Source organism: Streptomyces sp. NPDC023573 (genome assembly GCF_055559735.1).
Genome location: NZ_JBVHKB010000003.1, coordinates 100,342 through 119,619, shown reverse-complemented (window position 1 = coordinate 119,619; position 19,278 = coordinate 100,342). Strand labels below are relative to the sequence as shown.

Here is a 19,278-nt window from a genome sequence, read left to right as displayed (position 1 = left end):
ATCCTCCGTCATTGGGGGGTGTCCGGTCCGCTGGGTGGGCGGTCCGGAGTATGCGGCTGTCCGCGACCAGTGGGTTCTAGTCGTGGACCTGCCAACCGCACGCCTCGAATCCTTGACTCCGCTTGAACCGGTGACAAGGACTTGTTCCGGACCAGGACGGAGAACGGACCCTGAACTCCGATATGCGTGCGGATGACCTCCGAACAACGGCGTCCGCTCACCGAACGGAGGAGGGCAGCGAATTGCAGCAAAGTCCGTAACGGTGGGCGGACGTCGGCCGCTGTCCGGGCGCATCGCGTTCACACACACCGCCCTTGCCCGCGGGGCGCGCCGGCACGGGTCTCCACGGCCCGGACCGGGCCTGCCGGGGCGCGGCCCGTTCGGGCGGCTTACCGGTGTTTTGCCCGGCGGCCCCAGGTGGCCGGAATCGGGCCCTTGAGCGATAACCGGCCGGACTCCGGGCACAGATCAGACCGGCACGGCACTCTTGCGGCGCCGTTCCGGCGTGTGCTGTGGGGGTGGGAGAGCGAGTCGGCGGGAAGCGCCGGCTCAGATCTCCGCGAACGGATCGTCGATGAAGGGCGTCGCCTGGTGGAAGTAGAGCAGCCAGCCGTCCACCGTCAGCCGCCACAGGGAGCTGCGGTGGGACCGCAGGCCCCGGGACTCCGTGTCGAAGGTGAGGTGCACCAGGTCCTGCGCGAGCTGGTCGCCCCGCATCCGTGTGGCGGTGAGCGGGACGGGAGGCGGAGCACCCGGGTCCGTCTCCGGCTGCGTGAGCATGGCGATGATCGTGTCCCGCTGCCAGAGGCGGCCGCTGGTGCCGATCTCCCGGAAGTCCGGGTGCAGCAGCGTGGCGAGCACGTCGGCGGAGGCCCGCACCACGGGGTCGAGGAGGCGTAGCTCGCCTTCGATGGCTGCGGCCACGGCGGGCGAGGGCTCAGTCACGCGTCATCTCCACAAGCTTGACCACGGTGTTCCAGTTACGGCTCGTGGCGACGAGGCCACGGGTGAAGGCGGGCCGCCCGAGCGCCACTGCCAGTTCGGAGCGCCCGAGCCCGTCGGGCGCGTACAGGTAGAGGGCGCGATCCCCCAGCCGGAACTCCTCGGGGCGGAAGGCGTCGGCGTCGAGCGCGGCGAACCGGGCGGCGTCCACGGCCTGGTCGAAGTAGGTGACGTGCAGCTGCTTCGCCTCGAGTTCGGCGGCCGGGAAGGGACAGGCCTCGGCCACGCCGGCGAGATAGGCGCCCGAGCGGACGAGACAGTCGACCGGAAAGCCGAACCGTTCCTCGATGGCCCGCTCCAGCTCGGCGGCCAGCGCGCTCTCGTCGCCCGGCGCGGCGCGGAACACGGCGTTGCCGCTCTGCAGATGGGTGGCGACGTCCTCGTGCCCCAGCTCCCCGAGCAGCGCCCGGAGTTCCGCCATGGGGACCCGCCGGTGGCCGCCGACGTTGACCCCGCGCAGCAGCGCCGCGTACATCGTGCTCATGCCCCCACCCTAGATCCTTTTCCACCTGCGACGGCCGCCGCGCCCCGTGGGGGAGGGCGCGGCGGCCTTCTGCGTGTTCTACCGGGCCCGCCCGGCCTATTCCACGATCTTCAGGAGCTTGTTCGCCGTGCCCTCGGTCGCGTTGGATATGGCGTCCGGGGTGGCTCCGTCGGTCAGCGCCGTGGCGACCTCCTCGGGCGTGGCGTCCGGGTGTCCGCCGAGGTAGACGGCGGCGGCACCGACGACGTGGGGGGTCGCCATGGACGTGCCCGAGATGGTGTTGGTGCCGTCGTCGCTGTCGTTCCAGTCCGACGTGATGTCCGAACCCGGGGCGTAGACGTCCACGACCGAGCCGAAGTTCGAGAACGACGACTGCTCGTCGTCCACCGTGGACGAGGCCACGGTGATGGCCTCGGGGACACGGGAGGGGGAGCCTTCGCCCGCGTCGCTCGACTCGTTGCCCGCGGCGACCGCGAAGGTGACGCCGGAGGTGATGGCCTTCTGGACGGCGGCGTCGAGGGCCGGGTCCGCGGATCCGCCGAGGCTCATGTTGGCGACGGACGGGCCCTGGTGGTTCGCGGTGACCCAGTCGATGCCCGCGACGACCTGCTCGGTGGTGCCCGAGCCCGCGTCGTCCAGGACGCGGACGGCCACGATCTTCGCCTTCTTGGCCACCCCGTGGGAGGCGCCCGCGATGGTCCCGGCCACGTGCGTGCCGTGTCCGTTGCCGTCGTCGGCGTCGTCGTCGTTGTCCACGGCGTCGAAGCCCGAAGTGGCGCGGCCCTCGAAGTCGTTGTGGGTGACGCGGACACCGGTGTCGATGACGTACGCGGTGACGTCCCCGCCCGCGGCGTCCGGGTAGGTGTACGCACTGTCACCGGCGGTCTCGGCCTGGTCGATCCGGTCCAGACCCCAGGACGGCGGGTTCTCCTGGGTGGCGTCGATGTGGAACTTCTTGTTCTGCACGACCTTGGAGACGGCCGGGTCGGCGGCGAGCCGCTTGGCCTCGGTCTCCGAAAGCCCGCTGGCCGAGAAGCCGTTGATGGCCGACTTGTAGTTCCGCTGGAGGGTGCCGCCGTACTCCTCGGCCAGGCCGGCCTTGTCGGCCTTCCGGTCCAGCATCACGATGTAGCTGCCGGAGACGGCTGTCGCCGCGTCCGCGCCGTAGACGGTGCCCGTCGCGGGCGCCGTGGCGGCTCCGGCGAACGGGGTGGTGAGCAGGGTGACACCGGCGGCCGCGGCCACCGCGGTTATCGCGGCGGTGAGCTTGACCGAACGCACACGCTTGTGAATTGCCATGAAGAGGGGTCTCCTCGTCATTCTTTTGTGGGGGGATTGACCCTCGGCCGGAAGATCTCCGGGGGTTGCCTCGAAACACTGCTCGATTGACGCGCCCAGATCAAGACCTTCATGTAGCCGTCACCTAGTCGGCAAGCTTTCGTCACAGAAAACCTGCTCACTTACCTGTATCTCAGGCAAACCGCCCGGCTTCCGGCCGCACATGAGGACGGGTGCGGGTTCCGGTCGAGTGAACTTGGCGCGATCGAGCGCGCATAACCCCACTTCATTGCTAATGAACGTGGGAACGGAATGTCATGTTTCAGTTGTGCACATCCCCAGCAATCCACCCCGCCCCTCACGCGAGAACGCGCGGCACACCGCTTGTACGACAAGTCGGAATGACGGGGCATCTGAAATTCCGCCACGCGCCGCCGTCACCTCTCCGGAGCCGCTGACCACGGCGACCCTGCCGTCCCAGGTCCAGCACGGGCGCCGTCCTACGGTCGCGGTCGTCGGCCTCGGTTACGTCGGACTGCCCACCGCGCTCTCCCTCCACGCGGCAGGCCACGCGGTGGTCGGCGTGGACACCAGCGAGGCACGGCTGCGGGACATCCGGTGCGGGCGGGTCGACCTGCTGCCCTCGCAGCACGGCAGGCTGACCGCGGCTCTCCAGGACGCGGGCTTCCGGCTGACGGCCGACCCCGCCGCGGTCACGGCCACGGAGGCGGTGATCATCTGCGTGCCGACCCCGGTCGACGGGGATCTCGTGCCCGACCTGCGCGCACTGACCGCCGCCTGCGCGTCGGTGGTGGCCCACGCGGTGCCGGGACAGCTCCTGGTCCTCACCTCGACCAGCTACGTCGGCACCACGCGCGACCTCCTCGTCGAGCCGCTCGCGGCACGGGGACTGCGGCCCGGAACCGATGTCTTCGTGGCGTTCGCTCCCGAGCGGATCGACCCCGGGAACCCCGCCCACTCCCCCGACCGGACCCCGCGTGTCATCGGCGGCGTCACTCCCCGGTCCACCGAGCTCGCCGCCTCCCTGCTGGCCGGAACCGCTCCGTCCGTCCACCGGGTGGACAGCCCGGAGGCAGCGGAGATGAGCAAGCTGTGGGAGAACACCTTCCGAGCGGTCAACATCGCACTCGCGAACGAACTGACGGAGAACTGCCTGGTGTTCGGGCTGGACCCACGACAGGTCATCGAGGCCGCGGCCACCAAGCCGTACGGCTTCATGCCCTTCTATCCGGGGGCGGGCGTCGGCGGTCACTGCATCCCCTGCGACCCGCACTACCTGCTGTGGCAGCTGCGGGCGAGAAAGAGGACGTCCCCTCTGGTGGACACCGCCATGACGGCGATCGCCGAGCGGCCCGCCCGGGTCGCCGGGAAGGCGCGGGACGCCCTCGCGGCCGGCGGGCGGGGCACCGCCGGCTCCCGGGTACTGATCCTCGGTGTGGCCTACAAGCCCGGTGTGGCGGATCTTCGCGAGAGCCCGGCTCTGGAGATCATGGACCGGCTCACGGCCTGGGGCGCCACCGTCGAGTACACGGACCCGCTGGTGCCGAGCCTGGACCGGCACGGCGTCCTGCGGCGCAGTGTCGACGTCCCGGGAGCCCTCCACTGGGACCTCGTCGTCGTCCACACCGTGCATCCCGGGACGGACCTGGGCTGGCTGGACGGCGGCCCCGCCGTCCTGGACGTCACACATCGCCTGACGACGGCCGCCGCCACCGGCGCCGCCGTATGAGCGCCTCCCCGCCGCCGAGCCGGCGCATGCTGCTCACCGCCGCCGTCGCGACCCCGGCCGCCGGGCTCGCCGGGGCCCTCACCTCGGACGGGCGGGACCCGGACACCACCGCCAGGCCCGGGGACGGCAAGGCCGCGGGCGGATCCGCGAGCGCCGGCCCGGCGGAAGCGGACCCGGCGACGCACACCGGTGGTCCCGGGGCACCGTTCCGCCCGGAACTCCCGGCGGAGGGGCTGGTCACCAACGAGTACGCCCACGGCCATCCGGACTCCGGGGACGCCCGTCTCTCGCCCGACTGGATCGTCACCAGCGGCTCCCTCTTCGCGCACTGGGCCCTCGGGTGGACCGGCGTACCCGACGGCGAGGCGCCCGGCCCCGACTCGGGCCTGCACACCGGGTCGGCCGTCTTCCGGCTCGTGAGCCGCCGTCAGGACTTCGGCGACACGGCCGTGCGGTCCTGGGTGTTCCTGAAGCCGCCGGGTGCCACCGGACGCACCCCGGCGCGCGCCTGGGACGGCGGGCATCTCTGGCTCCGCCACCACAGCGCGCAGGAGCTGTACGCGCTGAGCTTCCGCCGCCGCGACGGCATGGTCGTTCTCAAGCGCAAACACCCGGCGCCGGGGCGGCCCGTGGGCGAGGAGGGCGTCTACACCACGCTCGCCACGGCGCGTCACCCCCTCGACTACGGCCGGTGGCACCGCATCTCGGCCACGGTGAGCACCCGGGGCGACGACCGGGTCCGGATCGCGCTGGCCCTGGACGGGCGGACGGTCCTCGACGCGGAGGACCGGGAGCCGGGCCGGCTGACGGAGCCGGGCGGGGTCGGGCTGCGCGGCGACAACACCGAGATGGCCTTCTTCGGCTTCACGGCGCGGGACGACGCCCGCCGCCGCCGCCCGGCCGGAGGGACCTACCGGTGAACGCCCTCCACCGGCCGCCGGCCGGTCCCCGCGCCTCCGCGCCGCACACCGCGCAGGACACCGTGCCGGGTCCCCGCGGGATGCGCGCGATCAGGGCCCGGGTCACCCCCGCCGACCCCGCGCTCCGGCACGGGATGCGCCGGCTGCTCGTCCTGTTCTGCCTGATGCCGCTCCTGGCCGTCCTGGCCCATCACACCGCCCGGCTGCCCCGGCTGAACCTCCCGGTCTGCTACGGACTCGTGGTGCTGGCCGGCACGATCGCCCTGCTCTACGTCGCCTACAGCCGGTACGAGGACCCTGCCGAGGGCGAACTGCGGGTGCGGCCGGGCCCCGGCGAGACCTTCCCACCGCTGCCCGCCGGCCCCCGGGTCGCGTTCCTGCTGGCCGTCAAGGACGAGGTGGACGGCATCGAGGCGTGCGTACGCTCCATGGCCGCCTCCGACTGCCCCGGGGTACGGATCATCGTGGTGGACGACCACTCCCAGGACGGGACGGGCGACGTGCTGCGCCGGCTCCGGGACGAGCTCGGCATCACCGTCATCCATCTGGACTCCAACGTCGGCAAGAAGCACGCGCTGGTCCGCGCCTGCGAGCTCGCCGACACCGAGATCATCGCCTTCACCGACTCCGACTGCGTCCTCGCCCCCGACGCCCTGCGCCGCTGTGTGCGCGCCCTGGTGGCCCACCCCGAGCTGGGTGCCGTGAGCGGCCACTGCCGGGCGCTCAACACGGACGCCGGATTCCTGGCGCGTGCCCAGGACGTCTGGTACGAGGGCCAGTTCAGGGTGGCCAAGGCGGCCGAGGCCTCCTTCGGCTCGGTGTCCTGCGTCTCGGGACCGCTGGCCGTCTTCCGGCGGGACGCCGTCTACAACTACCTCCCCGCGTGGGCCGACGACCGGTTCATGGGCGCGCCGTTCCGCTTCGCCACGGACCGCCAGCTGACGGGATACGTCCTCGGGCAGGCGTGGAAGGGCGCGGCGCTCAAGCGCCGGTACGCCGGTTCCCCGTTCGTCGAGGAGGACTTCGCCGAGCGCCGCTGGCGCGTCGGGTACGTACGCTCCGCGCGGGTGTGGACCGATGTGCCCGCCCGGCTGGGGCCTCTCCTGCGTCAGCAGGTCCGCTGGAAGAAGAGCTTCATCCGCAACCTCTTCTTCACCGGCTCCTTCATGTGGCGCCGCGGGCCGGGGCCCGCCGCTCTCTACTACGGGCACGTGCTGTGGGTGCTCGCCGCACCGGTGATGGCGTTCCGGCATCTGGTCTGGGCGCCGGCGCACGGAGCGCTCTTCCTGACCCTGCTCTACTTCTGCGGAGTGGTCCTCAAGGGCTGCGTCTGGGGCCTCGCGTACAGGATCGACCACCCCGGGGACACCCGCTGGCGCTACCGGCCCCTCATGAGCCTGTTCTCCTCGGTGCTGCTCGCCTGGCTGCTGCCGTACTCCCTGCTCACCGTCCGGCGGGGCGTCTGGTCCAGGGGGGCGGCATGAGAGAGCAGGTCCGTACGGCCGCCAGGGCGCTGGCCGCGCTGCTCAGCGCGGCCGCCGTCATCACCGTGTACCTTCTCGTGCTCTTCCGGGGGGCCCTGCCGTGACCACCTCCGCACCCAGGCGTGCGCTGCTCGGGCTGCTCGCCGTGGCGATGGTCTGCGTGCCCTTCTACGGTGCATGGCGCTACGACGAGTTCCACCGGGCCGTGGCGGCGCAGGAGGCGCCTCCCGGGCCCGGTCGCGGGGCCGCCGCGGCCGCGGGCGGGCCGTCCTCCGGGAGGCGGACGGAGGGCGCCGCCCCCGTCGTGCTGGCGTACCACGACATCGGGCGTGACAGCCGCAGCCGCTACACGGTGACCCCTGAAGCGTTCGACGCGCAGCTCGCCGCCCTGGCGGCGGCGGGCTACCGCACGCTGAGCAGCGAGGAGTTCACCGCGTATCTGCGCGGAGGGCCGGCCCCGGGGCCGCGCTCGGTGTTCCTGACCTTCGACGACGGCGCCCACGGGCTGTGGGTGCACGCCGACCGCATCCTCGCCCGACACGGCATGCGGGCGGCCGCCTTCCTCATCACGCGTGCGGTGGGGAGCCACCGCCCCTACTACCTCTCCTGGGAGGAGATCGGCCGCATGGCGCGGTCGGGACGGTGGGACTTCCAGAACCACACCCACGACCTTCACCGGCGGGAGGCCGTGGACGCGGCGGGCCGCACGTCCTCCGCGCTCGCCTCCCGGCTGTGGCTGCCCGGCGAGGGGCGGCGGGAGACGGCGCAGGAGTACCGGCGGCGGATCGAGGCCGATCTGGACCGCTCGATCGGCGACATCACACGCCGGGGCCTGCCCAGGCCCCGGCTCTTCGCCTACCCCTTCTCCGAGACGACCGGGCACGCCTCGGCGCCGGTCGCCGACCGGATGCTGCGCACGGCGCTCGCCGAGCGGTTCGTGGCCGCCCTGACCAACACCTCCGGCCGTCCGCTGCCGGCCGGGCGACGGGCGGCCGCCGCCGGTGAGGTGCAGCGGGTGGAGGTCACCGCCGGCACCGGCGTCCGGGAGCTGCTGACGGAGGTCCGGCGCTGGACGGCGGTGTCCCCCGCCGACTGTCCGGCCCCGCTCACCCAGCCAGGGTCCTGGCGGCCGCACGACGGTGCGCCCGCCGGCCTCGGGGTGTTCACCGGCGCGGGTCCCCACCCCGGCCGCACGGGGTACGTCGGCGCCGCCTACCGGCCGATGGCCTCGGCCGACTGGACCGCCTACGGGGTCGACTTCCGGGTGACGGGGCTGCGGGAGTCGGAGAACAGCGCAGGCGTGATCGTGCGCGACGGCAGCCTCGGCCCGCTGGAGGTGTCGCTCAGCTTCAGTTACGTCCGGCTGCGTGAGCTCAGGGGCGGCCGCTGGCACGAGATCGGCCGCCGCACCCTGACCGACGCCGGGGAGCACCGGGTCAGGATCACCGTGGAGGGCGACCGGACCGTGGTCGCCGTCGACGGGAGGACGCGGATCGAACAGGCCACGCGCGTGACCGGCGGCGACGCGGCCGGAGGGATCGCCGTCAGTGTGCGTAACGGCGATCCCGAGGGGGGATGGCCCCGCTTCACCTCCCTGACGGTGCGTCCGTCGGCCGGGCCCGGGAAGGACGGGGTACGGCGCGGATAGCGCCTTCCCGGGCCCTGGCGACGCGGGTCAGCCCAACCGGCCGGGGAGTTCGGCCTCGATGAGGTCGGCCGCCCGCTTCGCCCCGCCCTCCCCCGCCATCTGTTCCCGGATCCGCTCCAGCCTCGCGGCCACCTCCGGGTCCTCCACCAGGGCGAGCACCGCGTCGCGCAGGGACGCGGCGTCGGCCTCCTCCTTCGGCAGGTGCCGGGCGACTCCGATGGCCTGGAGCATGTCCGCGTTGCCGAACTGGTCGACGGCCTGCGGGACCGCCACCATCGGGGTGCCGGTGGCGAGTCCCTCCTGGCTGCCGCCGGCGCCCGCGTGGGTGATGAAGGCGTCCGCCTGCTTCAGCACGGACAGCTGCGGGACCCAGGAGTGCACCTCGACACTGTCCGGTACGTCCCCGAGTTCCGCCGGGTCGACATGGGCGCCGATCTGAAGCACCACGTGCCAGTCCGGCAGGTCGCCGAAAGCCTTGACGCACTCGCGGTAGAAGGCGGGCTCGTTGGTGTACGACGAGCCGAGGGAGACCAGCAGGACCTTCCCTGCTCCCGCCGGCCGCTTCCACTCCCCCTGGTCGGCGCGCTCACCCTGGCAGGCGCCGACGAAGGTGAACCTGGTGTGGTCCACGCGGTCGGCGTTCGGCTGGAGCGCCTCGGGGATGAGCACCAGGCCGCGGCGTGGCCGGGCCACGAAGTCGTCGGACGAGAGGTCGCCCAGACCGTTCTCATCGAGCCAGGACGCGAAGCGCGCGAAGTACGCCCTGCCCCTCTCGGTCTGCTTCAGCTCGGCGTTCGCGGGGTCCCCGACCTCTTCCTCGTACCCCTCCCAGGGAACCAGGTTGGGCCAGAGCTGGACTGCGGGCACACCCCAGCGGTGGGCGAGGGCGCGGGCCGGGTAGGAGGTGATGTCGTGCAGGACGAGGTCCGGTTCGTCGCCGTCGAAGGCGGCGACGAACTGTGGGAGGGCCTGGACCGCGTCATCGAGGAAGGGTTCGAGGTTGTCGATCATCTCGGTTCCCCAGTCCTCCGGGTTGTCCTCGGTGGGCAGCACCGAGGTGTAGATCACGGGCTCGGCTCCGGTGGCGGCGACCTTCTCGGCGAAGGACTCCGGGATGGCGTAACTGACGCGATGGCCACGGGCGACGAGCTCCCGGATCACTTCGAGGCTCGGGTTCACGTGCCCGTGGGCGGCGATGGAGAACATGGCGATGTGGGCACGCGGGGTCGATGTCATGCCCTCACCGTAGACGAGACGCAACGTCTCGTCCACCGTATTTGCGGGTCCGCGCCGGACCCGGTTCAGCGCTGGTAGCGGGCCAGCACCCTGTTCCCGTCGTCGACCAGGCGCTTCCTCAGCTCCTCTGTACCGATGGCCCCGCTGTAGAACTCCTGGAGCGCGGGCGTGGCGACCTTGTCCTTCCACTCGGGATAGCCGCGCACCGACTGCGCGGGGGCCGGGCGCAGCGACCGCGCGAGAGCGGTGCCCGTCGCCCAGCCGTTCTCCTCGGTGTGCAGTGCGGGATCCGCCAGGGCCTCGGTGCCGGTCGGCAGCATCCAGTCACCCCTGGCCAGCCGCACCATGTTCGGTGGACGCAGGAGGAAGTCGATGAACCGCGCGGCCTCCTTCTTGTGCGGGCTCTCCTCGGCGACCGAGAGCGTCTGGGGACTGACCCCCTGGGCGAGCCCTCCACTGCCGGCGGGGGTGGGCAGCACCGTCCATTCGAAGCCCTCGGGGGCCTGCTCGACGACCTGCTGGCGGTAGGAGAAGCCGAGCGGCACCATGGCGTACTTGCCGCCGAAGAAACCGGGGAGCGTGTCCGAACCCCCCATGCCGAGCGCCGACCGTGCCGCGCTCCGGTCGGAGTTGACCTGGTCCCTGACCGTGCCGGGCATGACCTGGTCACCCTCGCCGGACCGGATGGCCACCTTGCCGTCCGCGCTCCGGTGGAAGAGCTGCCCGCCGACGGAGAGGCCCAGATTGAGGGTGACGGAGACCGGCTCCTTGAGCGGCCAGGCGACCCCGTACGTCCCCTTCTTCGTCAGCTCCCCGGTCACCTGCCGGAATTCCGGCCAGCTCCAGGGCTTCTCCGGGGTCGGGATCCGGACGCCCGAGGACTCGAGGATCTTCTTGTTGGCGATGAGGACCTTGGGCTCCTGGAGGAACGGCACCCCGTAGACGCCGTCACCGAAGGTGGTGGTGTCCCAGGACGCCTGCGGGATGTCCTCGGTCAGCCGGTCCGGCAGCAGGGTCCGCAGATCGGCGAGGTATCCGCCGTACGCGAAGTCCGCGAGGTCGTCGGAGGCGTCGTGGATGATGTCGGGCGCCTCACCGCCCTCGAAGGAGGTGAGCAGCTGGTCGTGGACGTTGTCCCAGCTGCCCTGGACGTAGTCCACCTGCACGTCGGGGTGGGCGGCGTTCCACTCGCGCACGAGTTGCTTGTTGGCGTCGACGGACTCCTTCTGCCAGGCGAGCGACTGGAAGCTGAGCCGGATCGTGCCGTCCGCGCCGTCGCCGCCCTCTCCGGAGCAGCCGGCCAGCAGGAGGACGAAGGCGGTGGTCACCGCGGCGAGCGCGGGCAGCCGGCGGCGCATCAGTGCTTCACCGCCCCGGCCGTGAGGCCGCCCGTGATGCGCTTCTGGATGACCGCGAAGAGCACGAGCGAGGGAAGGGTGGCGAGGAAGGCGGCGGCGGCGAGCGGCCCGAGGTCGGCCACGCCCTCCGCGCCGAGGAAGTGGGTGAGTACGACCGGCAAGGTCTGCTTCTCCGGTGTCTTGAGCAGGACGAGCGCGAAGAAGAACTCGTTCCATGCGGTGATGAACGCGAAGAGCGCCGTCGCGACGATCCCGGGGGCCAGCAGCGGCGCGGTGACCGAGATCAGGATCCGCGCCTTCCCGGCCCCGTCGACAGCGGCGGCCTCCTCCAGCTCGGGCGGGACGGCCCGTACGTATCCGGCCAGCATCCAGAGCGCGAAGGGGAGCGACCAGACGACGTAGACCAGGATCAGCCCCCACAGGGAGTTGATCAGGTGCAGGTGCTTGAGGACCAGGAAGAGCGGGATGATCACCAGGACGAAGGGGAACGCCTGGCTGACCACGACCCATCCGGTGGCGGCCGTGGACAGCCGCCCGCGGTGACGGGCCATCACGTAGGCCATGGGCGTGGCGATGACGACCGCGATCAGGGCGGCGCAGAGCGCCGCGGTGAGCGAGTTGGCCGCCGCCCGCAGCAGCGGCTGTTCGTCGAAGGCCTGCCGGAAGTTGTCCAGCGTGGGGTTCTCGGGGATCCAGGTGGGGTGCAGCGAGCCGAGCTCACGGGCCGGCTTGAAGGCGGTGGAGATCAGCCAGAGGAAGGGGAACGCCAGGAAGACGAGGTAACACAGGAGCGCGGCGTACTGCCCGGCGCGCGCGGTTCTGCCCGTACGAAGGCTCATGCGTCCTCGCCTCCCCTGAGCCGGCCGGCGAGGTAGACGGCGAGGAGCACCGAGATGACGGCCACCATCACGCATCCCATCGCGGCGGCGTAGCCGAACTGTCCGTAGCGGAAGGCCTCTTCGTAGGCGAAGAGCATGGGAAGCCGGGTCCGGCCGCCCGGTCCGCCGCTGGTCAGGACGTAGACCAGGGCGAAGGAGTTGAAGTTCCAGATGAAGTTGAGCGCGCTGATCGCGAGGGCCACCGGTCTGATGGCGGGCCAGGTGACCGTGCGGAAACGGCGCCAGGCCCCCGCTCCGTCGAGGGCGGCCGCCTCGTGGAGTTCGTGGGGGGTGTTCTGCAGCCCGGCCAGCAGCGCCACGGTGGTCTGTGGCATGCCGGCCCAGATCCCGACGACTATCACGGCGGGCAGAGCGGTGGCGAGACCGGTCAGCCAGTCCCTGCCGTCGCCGAGCCCGAGATCGCGGACGGTCTCGTTGAGGATGCCCGCGTCGGGGTTGTAGACCAGGCGCCACATGATGCCCACGACGACCTCGGGCATGGCCCAGGGGATGATCGCCAGGGCCCTGGCGAGCCAGCGCATCCGCAGGTTCGCGTTGAGCAGCAGGGCGAGACCGAGGGCCAGCACGAACTGCGGGACGGTGACCCCGACCGCCCACAGCAGGCCGATCCGGAAGGAGTCCCAGAACAGCGTGTCGTGGAGCAGGTCCTGGAAGTTGAGGGTCCCGACCCACTGGGTGGAACGGGTACGGCCCGACTGGGCGTCGGTGAAGGCCAGCAGGATGCCGTAGACCAGCGGGCCGACACTGAGGATCAGGATCGGGATCAGTGCGGGCAGCACCAGGAACCAGGTGGCGCCGTCGCGGCGGCGGCCCTCTCTCCGGCCGCCCTGGGGCCCCTGGGGGCCCTTACGCCCGGACCGCTCCGTTGCGGTCGCCAATGTCACGAATTCGACCCCTTTTACTTCCTTGGATCGGTTTCATCCCCCTATCGCCGCCCGGGCGGCCCCCGTCATCGTGCTGACGGGCAGCCCGTTCGTCAAGGTGGCCTGCGAGGATGAGAAAATCGAGCCATGGACGACATGCGTGCGCGCGAGGTGCTGACGGCCGCCGGACTGCCCTCCGGTGCGGATCTCCTCGCGCTCGGCGAGAACGCGGTCTTCGGCCTCGGTGACCTGGTCGTCAAGGTCGGCCGGGACTCGACACACCACCCCGAGCTCCGGGCGCGGGCCGAGCGTGAGGTGGCCGTCGCCCTGTGGCTCGCCGACTCGGGCGTACCCGCCGTGCGGGCCGCAGAGCCTCGGCCCCGCCTGGTCGAGGGTCACCCGGTGACACTGTGGCACCGGCTGCCCGACGCCGTGCGCCCGTCCGAACCGCGCGACCTGGCCCCGCTGCTCACCCAGGTGCACGCGCTGCCCGCCCCGTCGGGCTTCACACTGCCGCGGCGTGAGCTGCTCGGCGGTGTCGAGCGCTGGCTGCGTCTGGCGGGCGACGCGATCGATCCGGCCGACGCCGACTATCTCCGCGGCCGGCGCGACGGCTTCGCCAAGGCCGCGGCGGCCCTCGCCCCGCATCTGACGCCCGGCCCCATCCACGGCGACGCGCTCCCCCGAAATGTCCATGTCGGCCCGGACGGGCCGGTGCTGGTCGATCTGGAGACCTTCTCCGCCGACCTGCGCGAGCACGACCTGGTGGTCCTCGCGCTCTCCCGCGACCGGTACGGGCTGCCGGCGCGGGCCTACGACGCGTTCACCGAGGCGTACGGCTGGGACGTGCGCGCCTGGGAAGGGTGCGCGGTACTGCGCGGCGCCCGGGAGACGGCGAGCTGCGCCTGGGTGTCCCAGCACGCCCCGGCCAACCCCAAGGCCGCGGCGGAGTTCCGGCGCAGGGTGGCGTCACTGCGTGAGGACGACCCCGAGGTGCGCTGGTACCCGTTCTGACCCGCGCCTTCGTCGCGCGGATGCGCGTCGCATAGGTTGACCGGATGGGAATCCTCGACAAGCTCACCGGAACCAGGCACCCCGAGGACGGCGTGGAGCCACGTCCGGCCGGGGAGCTGCGGAACGCCCTGCTCGCTCTCAACCGGCCCGACGTCCCCTACGTCATCCGTGACGGCGCGTCGGAGGGCGCTGACCTGGTGGCGGAGTGGCGGATCGCCGAGCCCGCCTGGCAGACCTTCTTCGTCGGGTCCCAGCTGACGCACGCCATCCGGATCCGGATGCGCCTGGCCGAGCAGAGCCACGAGGTGCGGGCGGTCGAGGAGCAGTGGGAGGTCACCCGCGTCGGAAATCCCCCGAGGCTCCAGACTTCGGCGGAGTACGGGCGTGGTGGGGGACGGACCGTCTCCCGCCGCTACACGCTCCGACGCGGGGAGAGCGGCCGCATCGAGGCCACGGAGACGTTCAGCTTCGACAGCGCGCAGCTGACCGGACCCCTGCGGAGCACCACCCTTGACGCAGGGTGGATCTGGCGCGGAGTGCTCCTCGGCAAGCTGTGAGGCCCGCGGGACATCGGCTCGCCCCCGGCCCCTCGGCTGGGCGCCCGCCTGCTGCCGGATGCGGGCCGGGCCGGACCGGCGGGTCCCCCGGTGTCCGGTCATCCCCTGCCGCCCGCCGGCTCGCGCCTCCGGGGGATGAGCGGCCAGGCGGCTTCCACGACGGCCGCAGGATCCGCCGTGCGCCGCAGATAGGCCTGCAGGGAGAGCGACTGCTCGGCCGCCGCGTGCACCTGGAGGCCGTGCAGATCCTCCAGCGGCATCACCCCGACGGGCTGGTGCCTCTCCCCCATCCGCCGCACCACCCGGGCCGCGGCCACGGCGTCCGCCCTCGCGTCGTGCGCGTCCTCCAGCGACACCCCGTAGTGGGCGCACAGTGCGTGGAGGGCGCGCTTCCCCTTGCGGTACTTGTCGACATGCTTGTCGATGACCAGCGGGTCGATGACGGGCGAGGGCGCGTCCCCCAGCCGCTCGCTGACCGACTCCACGCCGTACCTCCGGCACTCACGGTCGAGCAGGGAGAGGTCGTAGCGCGCGTTCATCACCACCAGAGGCGTCCCCGAGCGCAGTCCGTCGGCGACGGCCCGGGTGATCTCCTCGATCGCGGAGGCGGCCGGCATCCCGTGCTCGCGGGCGCGTTCGGTCGAGATGCCGTGGATCGCCGATGCCTGCTCCGGTATGGCGACACCGGGATCCAGCAGCCAGGTCCGCTCCCGGGAGACGGATCCGTCCGCCTCCAGCCGGACGACCGCCGCCGTCACGATGCGGTCGGTCTCGACGTCCGTCCCCGTGGTCTCCAGGTCGAACGCCAGCAGTGGCCCGCTGATCCAGCTCATCCCGTACCTCCTTCTGTGGTGCGTGCCCCCAAGTGATGACCACCTTCGCACGCACCACTGACAACGCCGGAAGGTGCGTCAGGAGACGGGTCTGGAGTCCGTCCAGACCGACTCGAACTCCTCGCGGTACGTCTCGAAGAGGCCGTGCTCGCTGTCCTGCCCCGCCCTGACCACCGCACGCCCCCCGCCGCGCAGCACCAGGACGGGTGCCTCCATGCCGCGTGCGCGCCGCAGATAGGGCTGGACGACCCCGACCGCGTCGGGTCCGTCGCCGTCCACCAGATAGGCCGTGAAGCGCGGCGTCTCGTCGAAGACGTGGATCTGGAAGGCGCCCGGGTCGCGGAGCTTGGAGCGGACCCGGCGCATATGGAGGATGTTCATCTCGACGGAGCGGCTCAGTTCGCCCTTCTTGAGGCCCAGTTCGCGCTCCCGGCGCTTGACCGCGCTGCTCGCCGGATTGATGAACAGCAGCCGGACCCGGCAGCCCGACTCGGCGAGGCGCACCAGCCGGCGCCCCGAGAAGTTCTGCGTGAGGAGGTTGAGCCCGATGCCGATCGCGTCCAGCCGGCGCGCGTTTCCGAACAGGTCCTCGGCGGGCAGCTGACGCTGCAGCCGCACCCGGTCCGGGTGGACGGAGACCACGTCGGCGTAGCGGTCGCCGACCAGCTCCTCCACGGCGTCGACCGGCAGCCGCTCGGCGGAGGGGACGGCCGCGCCGCTGCCGAGGATCTCCAGGAGCCGCGCGGAGGCGCGTTCCGCCTGCGCCAGGACCGCCTCGTTGAGCGCGCGGTTGCGGGAGACGACGTTGCGCGCCACCTCCAGCTCGTCCAGCGCGAGCTCCACCTCGCGGCGGTCGTCGAAGTACGGTTCGAAGCAGGGCCAGTGCTGGACCATCAGTTCACGCAGCTGCGGCAGCGTGAGGAAGCTCAGGACGTTGTCGTCGGCCGGGTCGAGCAGATAGCCCTTGCGGCGCGAGACCTCCCGGACCGCGACGGCGCGCTGCACCCACTCCTGCCCCGCGGGCCCCGCGGCGGCCACCACCCAGTCCTCGCCGTGCACCGGCTCGTAGATCGGCCGGATCACCGCGGCTACCACGGCGCGCAGCCGCTGTTCCACCAGATTCAGCCAGATGTACGCCCGCCCGGCGCGCTGGGCGCGGGTGCGCACCTCGTTCCAGGAGTCCGCTCCCCAGTTCAGATCGGCACCGATCTCCATGGGCTGTGCGAGGGAGACCGCCCCCGGCGGGGCATCGGTCGATTCCCCCTCGTGACCCGCGTCACCTGGGGGCAGCTCGAACCCTCCCGAGCTCACCCGTGTACCGCCTTCCACTCCCCCACCAACGATCAAGGAAGGGTACTCCGGCAGCGGAGGCCGGTGCAGCAGGATGCACAGGCTCCTCACTCAACTCCCCTGATCCGGGGGCTCGTTCCTTGCGGTGAGATCGGGTGGAGTGAGATGGTTCATAGCGATTGCGCACCCCCTCGCACGCCGCATACCGGACGGAGGAGCTGCCCGGCGGCCCGGGCCCCTGCCCGGGCGACACCGAGGTGCACCGGGTTGACCGGCCCGGGGGGATCCCACGACGGAAACCGGCCGCACCGGTCGACGTACTAGGTACAGGACCGTCTTTCGGGGAGTATCGGGGCGAAATCCCCCAGCACCCGGATCAGAAGTGGAAGAGTCCTATCTATGCAGGTCTGGCCGGGACACGCGTATCCGCTCGGCGCCACCTACGACGGCGCCGGAACCAACTTCGCGGTCTTCTCGGAGGCCGCCGACCGAATCGAGTTGTGCCTGCTGCACGACGACGGTTCAGAAACGGCGGTGGAGCTCCGCGAGACCGACGCCTTCGTCCGTCACGCCTATCTGCCCGGCGTGATGCCGGGGCAGCGCTACGGCTTCCGGGTGCACGGCCCGTACGAGCCGCAGCGCGGACAGCGCTGCAACTCGGCGAAACTGCTCCTCGATCCGTACGCACGTGCGATCTCGGGGCAGATCCAGTGGGGCGAGGCGGTGTACGGCTACCCGTTCGGCAAGCCGGACGAGCGCAACGACCTCGACTCGGCACCGCACACGATGAGCTCGGTCGTGGTCAATCCGTACTTCGACTGGGGCGACGACCGCCGTCCGCGCACCGACTACCACCGCACGGTGATCTACGAGGCCCATGTGAAGGGCCTGACGATGCTCCACCCGGGCCTGCCGGAGGAGCTCCGCGGCACCTACGCGGGACTCGCGCACCCCGAGATCATCGCGCATCTGACGGAGCTGGGCGTCACCGCGATCGAGCTGATGCCGGTGCACCAGTTCGTCCAGGACCACCGTCTCGCCGACGCCGGCCTGGCCAACTACTGGGGTTACAACACCATCGGCTTCTTCGCCCCGCACAACGCTTACGCCTCCTGGGGCGACCGCGGCGAACAGGTGCTGGAGTTCAAGCAGGCGGTGAAGGCGCTGCACCAGGCGGGCATCGAGGTGATCCTCGACGTGGTCTACAACCACACCGCCGAGGGCAACCACCTCGGTCCGACGCTCTCGTTCCGGGGCCTCGACAACGCCTCGTACTACCGCCTGGCGGACGACCAGAAGTACTACATGGACACCACCGGCACCGGGAACTCGCTGCTGATGCGGTCCCCGCACGTCCTTCAGCTGATCATGGACTCCCTGCGGTACTGGGTGACCGAGATGCACGTGGACGGCTTCCGCTTCGACCTGGCCGCGACACTCGCACGCCAGTTCCACGAGGTGGACCGGCTGTCGTCCTTCTTCGACCTGGTGCAGCAGGACCCCGTGGTGAGTCAGGTGAAGCTGATCGCCGAGCCCTGGGACGTGGGCGAGGGCGGCTACCAGGTGGGGAACTTCCCGCCGCTGTGGACCGAGTGGAACGGCAAGTACCGGGACACGGTGCGGGATCTCTGGCGGGGCGAGCCCCGGACCCTCGCGGAGTTCGCCGGGCGTCTGACGGGCTCGTCCGACCTCTACCAGGACGACGGCAGACGTCCGCTGGCCTCGATCAACTTCACCACCTGCCACGACGGTTTCACCCTGCACGACCTGGTCTCGTACAACGAGAAGCGCAACGACGCCAACGGCGAGGGCAACCGGGACGGCGAGAGCCACAACCGCTCGTGGAACTGCGGGGCGGAGGGGGAGACCGAGGACAAGGAGGTCCTGGAGCTGCGCAGCCGTCAGATGCGCAACTTCATCGCCACGCTGATGCTCTCCCAGGGCGTGCCCATGCTGAGTCACGGTGACGAGTTCGCGCGGACGCAGCGGGGCAACAACAACGGCTACTGCCAGGACAACGAGCTCTCCTGGGTCCACTGGCCCGATCCGGCCGCCGCCTCGCACTCGGAGGACGGCGACGAGGAGGGCGGCTCCACGGATACGAGCCTGCTGGAGTTCACCCGGTCGATGGTCTGGCTCCGCCGCGACCACCCGGTCTTCCGGCGCAGGCGCTTCTTCCACGGCCGTCCGGTGGAGGGCACGCACGACGAGCTGTCCGACATCGCGTGGTTCACCCCCAGGGGTGAGGAGATGACCCAGCGGGACTGGCAGGCCGCACACGCCAAGGCCATGACCGTCTTCCTGAACGGCCACGCGATCTCCGAGCCGGGGCCCCGCGGTGAGCGGATCTCCGACGACTCGTTCCTGCTCATGTTCAACGCGGGCGCCGAGACGCTGGAGTTCGCCGTTCCGATGAACCACGGCAAGCAGTGGCAGGTCGTCGTGGACACGGCCATCCCGGACGGTGTGCCGCCGGGCGCGGGTCCCAAGGTGTCGGCGGGCGAGCGGGTGACGCTCGTCGGGCGGAGCATGACGGTGCTCAAGCGTCCGGCATAGGGCGGCCTTGACCCGTTGGGGTGACCGGGCGGACCGGGCGGGCCCGCCCGGTCCGCCCGGTCGGTGCAGAAGGTGGGAAAGAGACGTCCGGCTGGGTACGTACGAC

At 71.4% G+C, this 19,278-nt stretch carries 16 protein-coding genes; 7 read left to right on the top strand and 9 right to left on the bottom strand.

The features are described from left to right. Nucleotides 1-549 precede the first annotated feature (549 nt). The 3 genes from ACZ32T_RS11195 to ACZ32T_RS11185 form a co-directional block, all read right to left on the bottom strand. Nucleotides 550-945, bottom strand: coding sequence for a nuclear transport factor 2 family protein (locus ACZ32T_RS11195; RefSeq protein ID WP_467263810.1), 396 nt, complete (start codon nucleotides 943-945; stop codon nucleotides 550-552). Next, nucleotides 938-1,486, bottom strand: a complete 549-nt coding sequence (locus ACZ32T_RS11190; protein WP_467263808.1) for a DUF1697 domain-containing protein — start codon at nucleotides 1,484-1,486, stop codon at nucleotides 938-940. The genes ACZ32T_RS11195 and ACZ32T_RS11190 overlap by 8 nt, the downstream gene beginning before the upstream one ends. A 96-nt stretch (nucleotides 1,487-1,582) precedes the next feature. Further along, nucleotides 1,583-2,785 carry a S8 family peptidase gene (locus ACZ32T_RS11185; protein WP_467366420.1) on the bottom strand — a complete coding sequence of 401 codons (1,203 nt, stop codon included), beginning with the start codon at nucleotides 2,783-2,785 and terminating at the stop codon, nucleotides 1,583-1,585. Between the two features lie 307 nt (nucleotides 2,786-3,092). Between ACZ32T_RS11185 and ACZ32T_RS11180 the strand changes: the two genes are divergently transcribed. From ACZ32T_RS11180 to ACZ32T_RS11165, 4 genes are all read left to right on the top strand, one after another. Continuing rightward, nucleotides 3,093-4,514, top strand: a complete 1,422-nt coding sequence (locus tag ACZ32T_RS11180; RefSeq protein ID WP_467366419.1) for a nucleotide sugar dehydrogenase — start codon at nucleotides 3,093-3,095, stop codon at nucleotides 4,512-4,514. Further along, nucleotides 4,511-5,434: a hypothetical protein gene (locus tag ACZ32T_RS11175; protein WP_467366417.1), complete on the top strand. Its 924-nt coding sequence runs from the start codon at nucleotides 4,511-4,513 to the stop codon at nucleotides 5,432-5,434. Before ACZ32T_RS11180 ends, ACZ32T_RS11175 begins: the two co-directional genes overlap by 4 nt. Next, nucleotides 5,431-6,918 (top strand): glycosyltransferase family 2 protein, encoded by a 1,488-nt coding sequence (locus tag ACZ32T_RS11170; protein ID WP_467263801.1) that lies wholly within the window; start codon nucleotides 5,431-5,433, stop codon nucleotides 6,916-6,918. The genes ACZ32T_RS11175 and ACZ32T_RS11170 overlap by 4 nt, the downstream gene beginning before the upstream one ends. Nucleotides 6,919-7,018: 100 nt before the next feature. After that, nucleotides 7,019-8,566 carry a polysaccharide deacetylase family protein gene (locus ACZ32T_RS11165; protein WP_467366415.1) on the top strand — a complete coding sequence of 516 codons (1,548 nt, stop codon included), beginning with the start codon at nucleotides 7,019-7,021 and terminating at the stop codon, nucleotides 8,564-8,566. 27 nt (nucleotides 8,567-8,593) lie between these two features. Here ACZ32T_RS11165 and mgt read toward each other — a convergent pair whose 3' ends face one another. The 4 genes from mgt to ACZ32T_RS11145 all read right to left on the bottom strand — a co-directional run bounded on the left by mgt (nucleotide 8,594) and on the right by ACZ32T_RS11145 (nucleotide 12,943). After that, nucleotides 8,594-9,802, bottom strand: a complete 1,209-nt coding sequence (gene mgt, locus ACZ32T_RS11160) for a macrolide-inactivating glycosyltransferase (RefSeq protein WP_467263798.1) — start codon at nucleotides 9,800-9,802, stop codon at nucleotides 8,594-8,596. A 65-nt stretch (nucleotides 9,803-9,867) separates the two neighbouring features. Beyond that, entirely contained in the window at nucleotides 9,868-11,160 is a 1,293-nt protein-coding gene (locus ACZ32T_RS11155) for an ABC transporter substrate-binding protein (protein WP_467366413.1), read from the bottom strand. Next, nucleotides 11,160-11,999: a carbohydrate ABC transporter permease gene (locus tag ACZ32T_RS11150; RefSeq protein ID WP_467263794.1), complete on the bottom strand. Its 840-nt coding sequence runs from the start codon at nucleotides 11,997-11,999 to the stop codon at nucleotides 11,160-11,162. Before ACZ32T_RS11150 ends, ACZ32T_RS11155 begins: the two co-directional genes overlap by 1 nt. Continuing rightward, on the bottom strand, nucleotides 11,996-12,943 hold the full coding sequence (locus ACZ32T_RS11145) for a carbohydrate ABC transporter permease (RefSeq protein WP_467263792.1): 948 nt from the start codon (nucleotides 12,941-12,943) through the stop codon (nucleotides 11,996-11,998). The genes ACZ32T_RS11150 and ACZ32T_RS11145 overlap by 4 nt, the downstream gene beginning before the upstream one ends. Nucleotides 12,944-13,069: 126 nt before the next feature. Here ACZ32T_RS11145 and ACZ32T_RS11140 point away from each other — a divergent pair, with 126 nt between their 5' ends. After that, the gene (locus ACZ32T_RS11140; protein ID WP_467263790.1) at nucleotides 13,070-13,936 is read left to right on the top strand and encodes a phosphotransferase enzyme family protein; all 867 of its coding nucleotides are present in this window, start codon (nucleotides 13,070-13,072) and stop codon (nucleotides 13,934-13,936) included. Between the two features lie 44 nt (nucleotides 13,937-13,980). Next, nucleotides 13,981-14,493 (top strand): hypothetical protein, encoded by a 513-nt coding sequence (locus tag ACZ32T_RS11135; RefSeq protein ID WP_467366410.1) that lies wholly within the window; start codon nucleotides 13,981-13,983, stop codon nucleotides 14,491-14,493. 98 nt (nucleotides 14,494-14,591) lie between these two features. Here ACZ32T_RS11135 and ACZ32T_RS11130 read toward each other — a convergent pair whose 3' ends face one another. Next, complete coding sequence (locus ACZ32T_RS11130; RefSeq protein ID WP_467263785.1) at nucleotides 14,592-15,326, bottom strand: exonuclease domain-containing protein; 735 nt, start codon at nucleotides 15,324-15,326, stop codon at nucleotides 14,592-14,594. Nucleotides 15,327-15,404: 78 nt separating this feature from the next. Next, nucleotides 15,405-16,637, bottom strand: a complete 1,233-nt coding sequence (locus ACZ32T_RS11125) for an SAV2148 family HEPN domain-containing protein (protein ID WP_467263784.1) — start codon at nucleotides 16,635-16,637, stop codon at nucleotides 15,405-15,407. Between the two features lie 378 nt (nucleotides 16,638-17,015). On the opposite strand from ACZ32T_RS11125, the gene glgX reads away from it, so the two are divergent. After that, the gene (gene glgX, locus ACZ32T_RS11120; RefSeq protein WP_467263782.1) at nucleotides 17,016-19,172 is read left to right on the top strand and encodes a glycogen debranching protein GlgX; all 2,157 of its coding nucleotides are present in this window, start codon (nucleotides 17,016-17,018) and stop codon (nucleotides 19,170-19,172) included. Nucleotides 19,173-19,278: the final 106 nt, after the last annotated feature.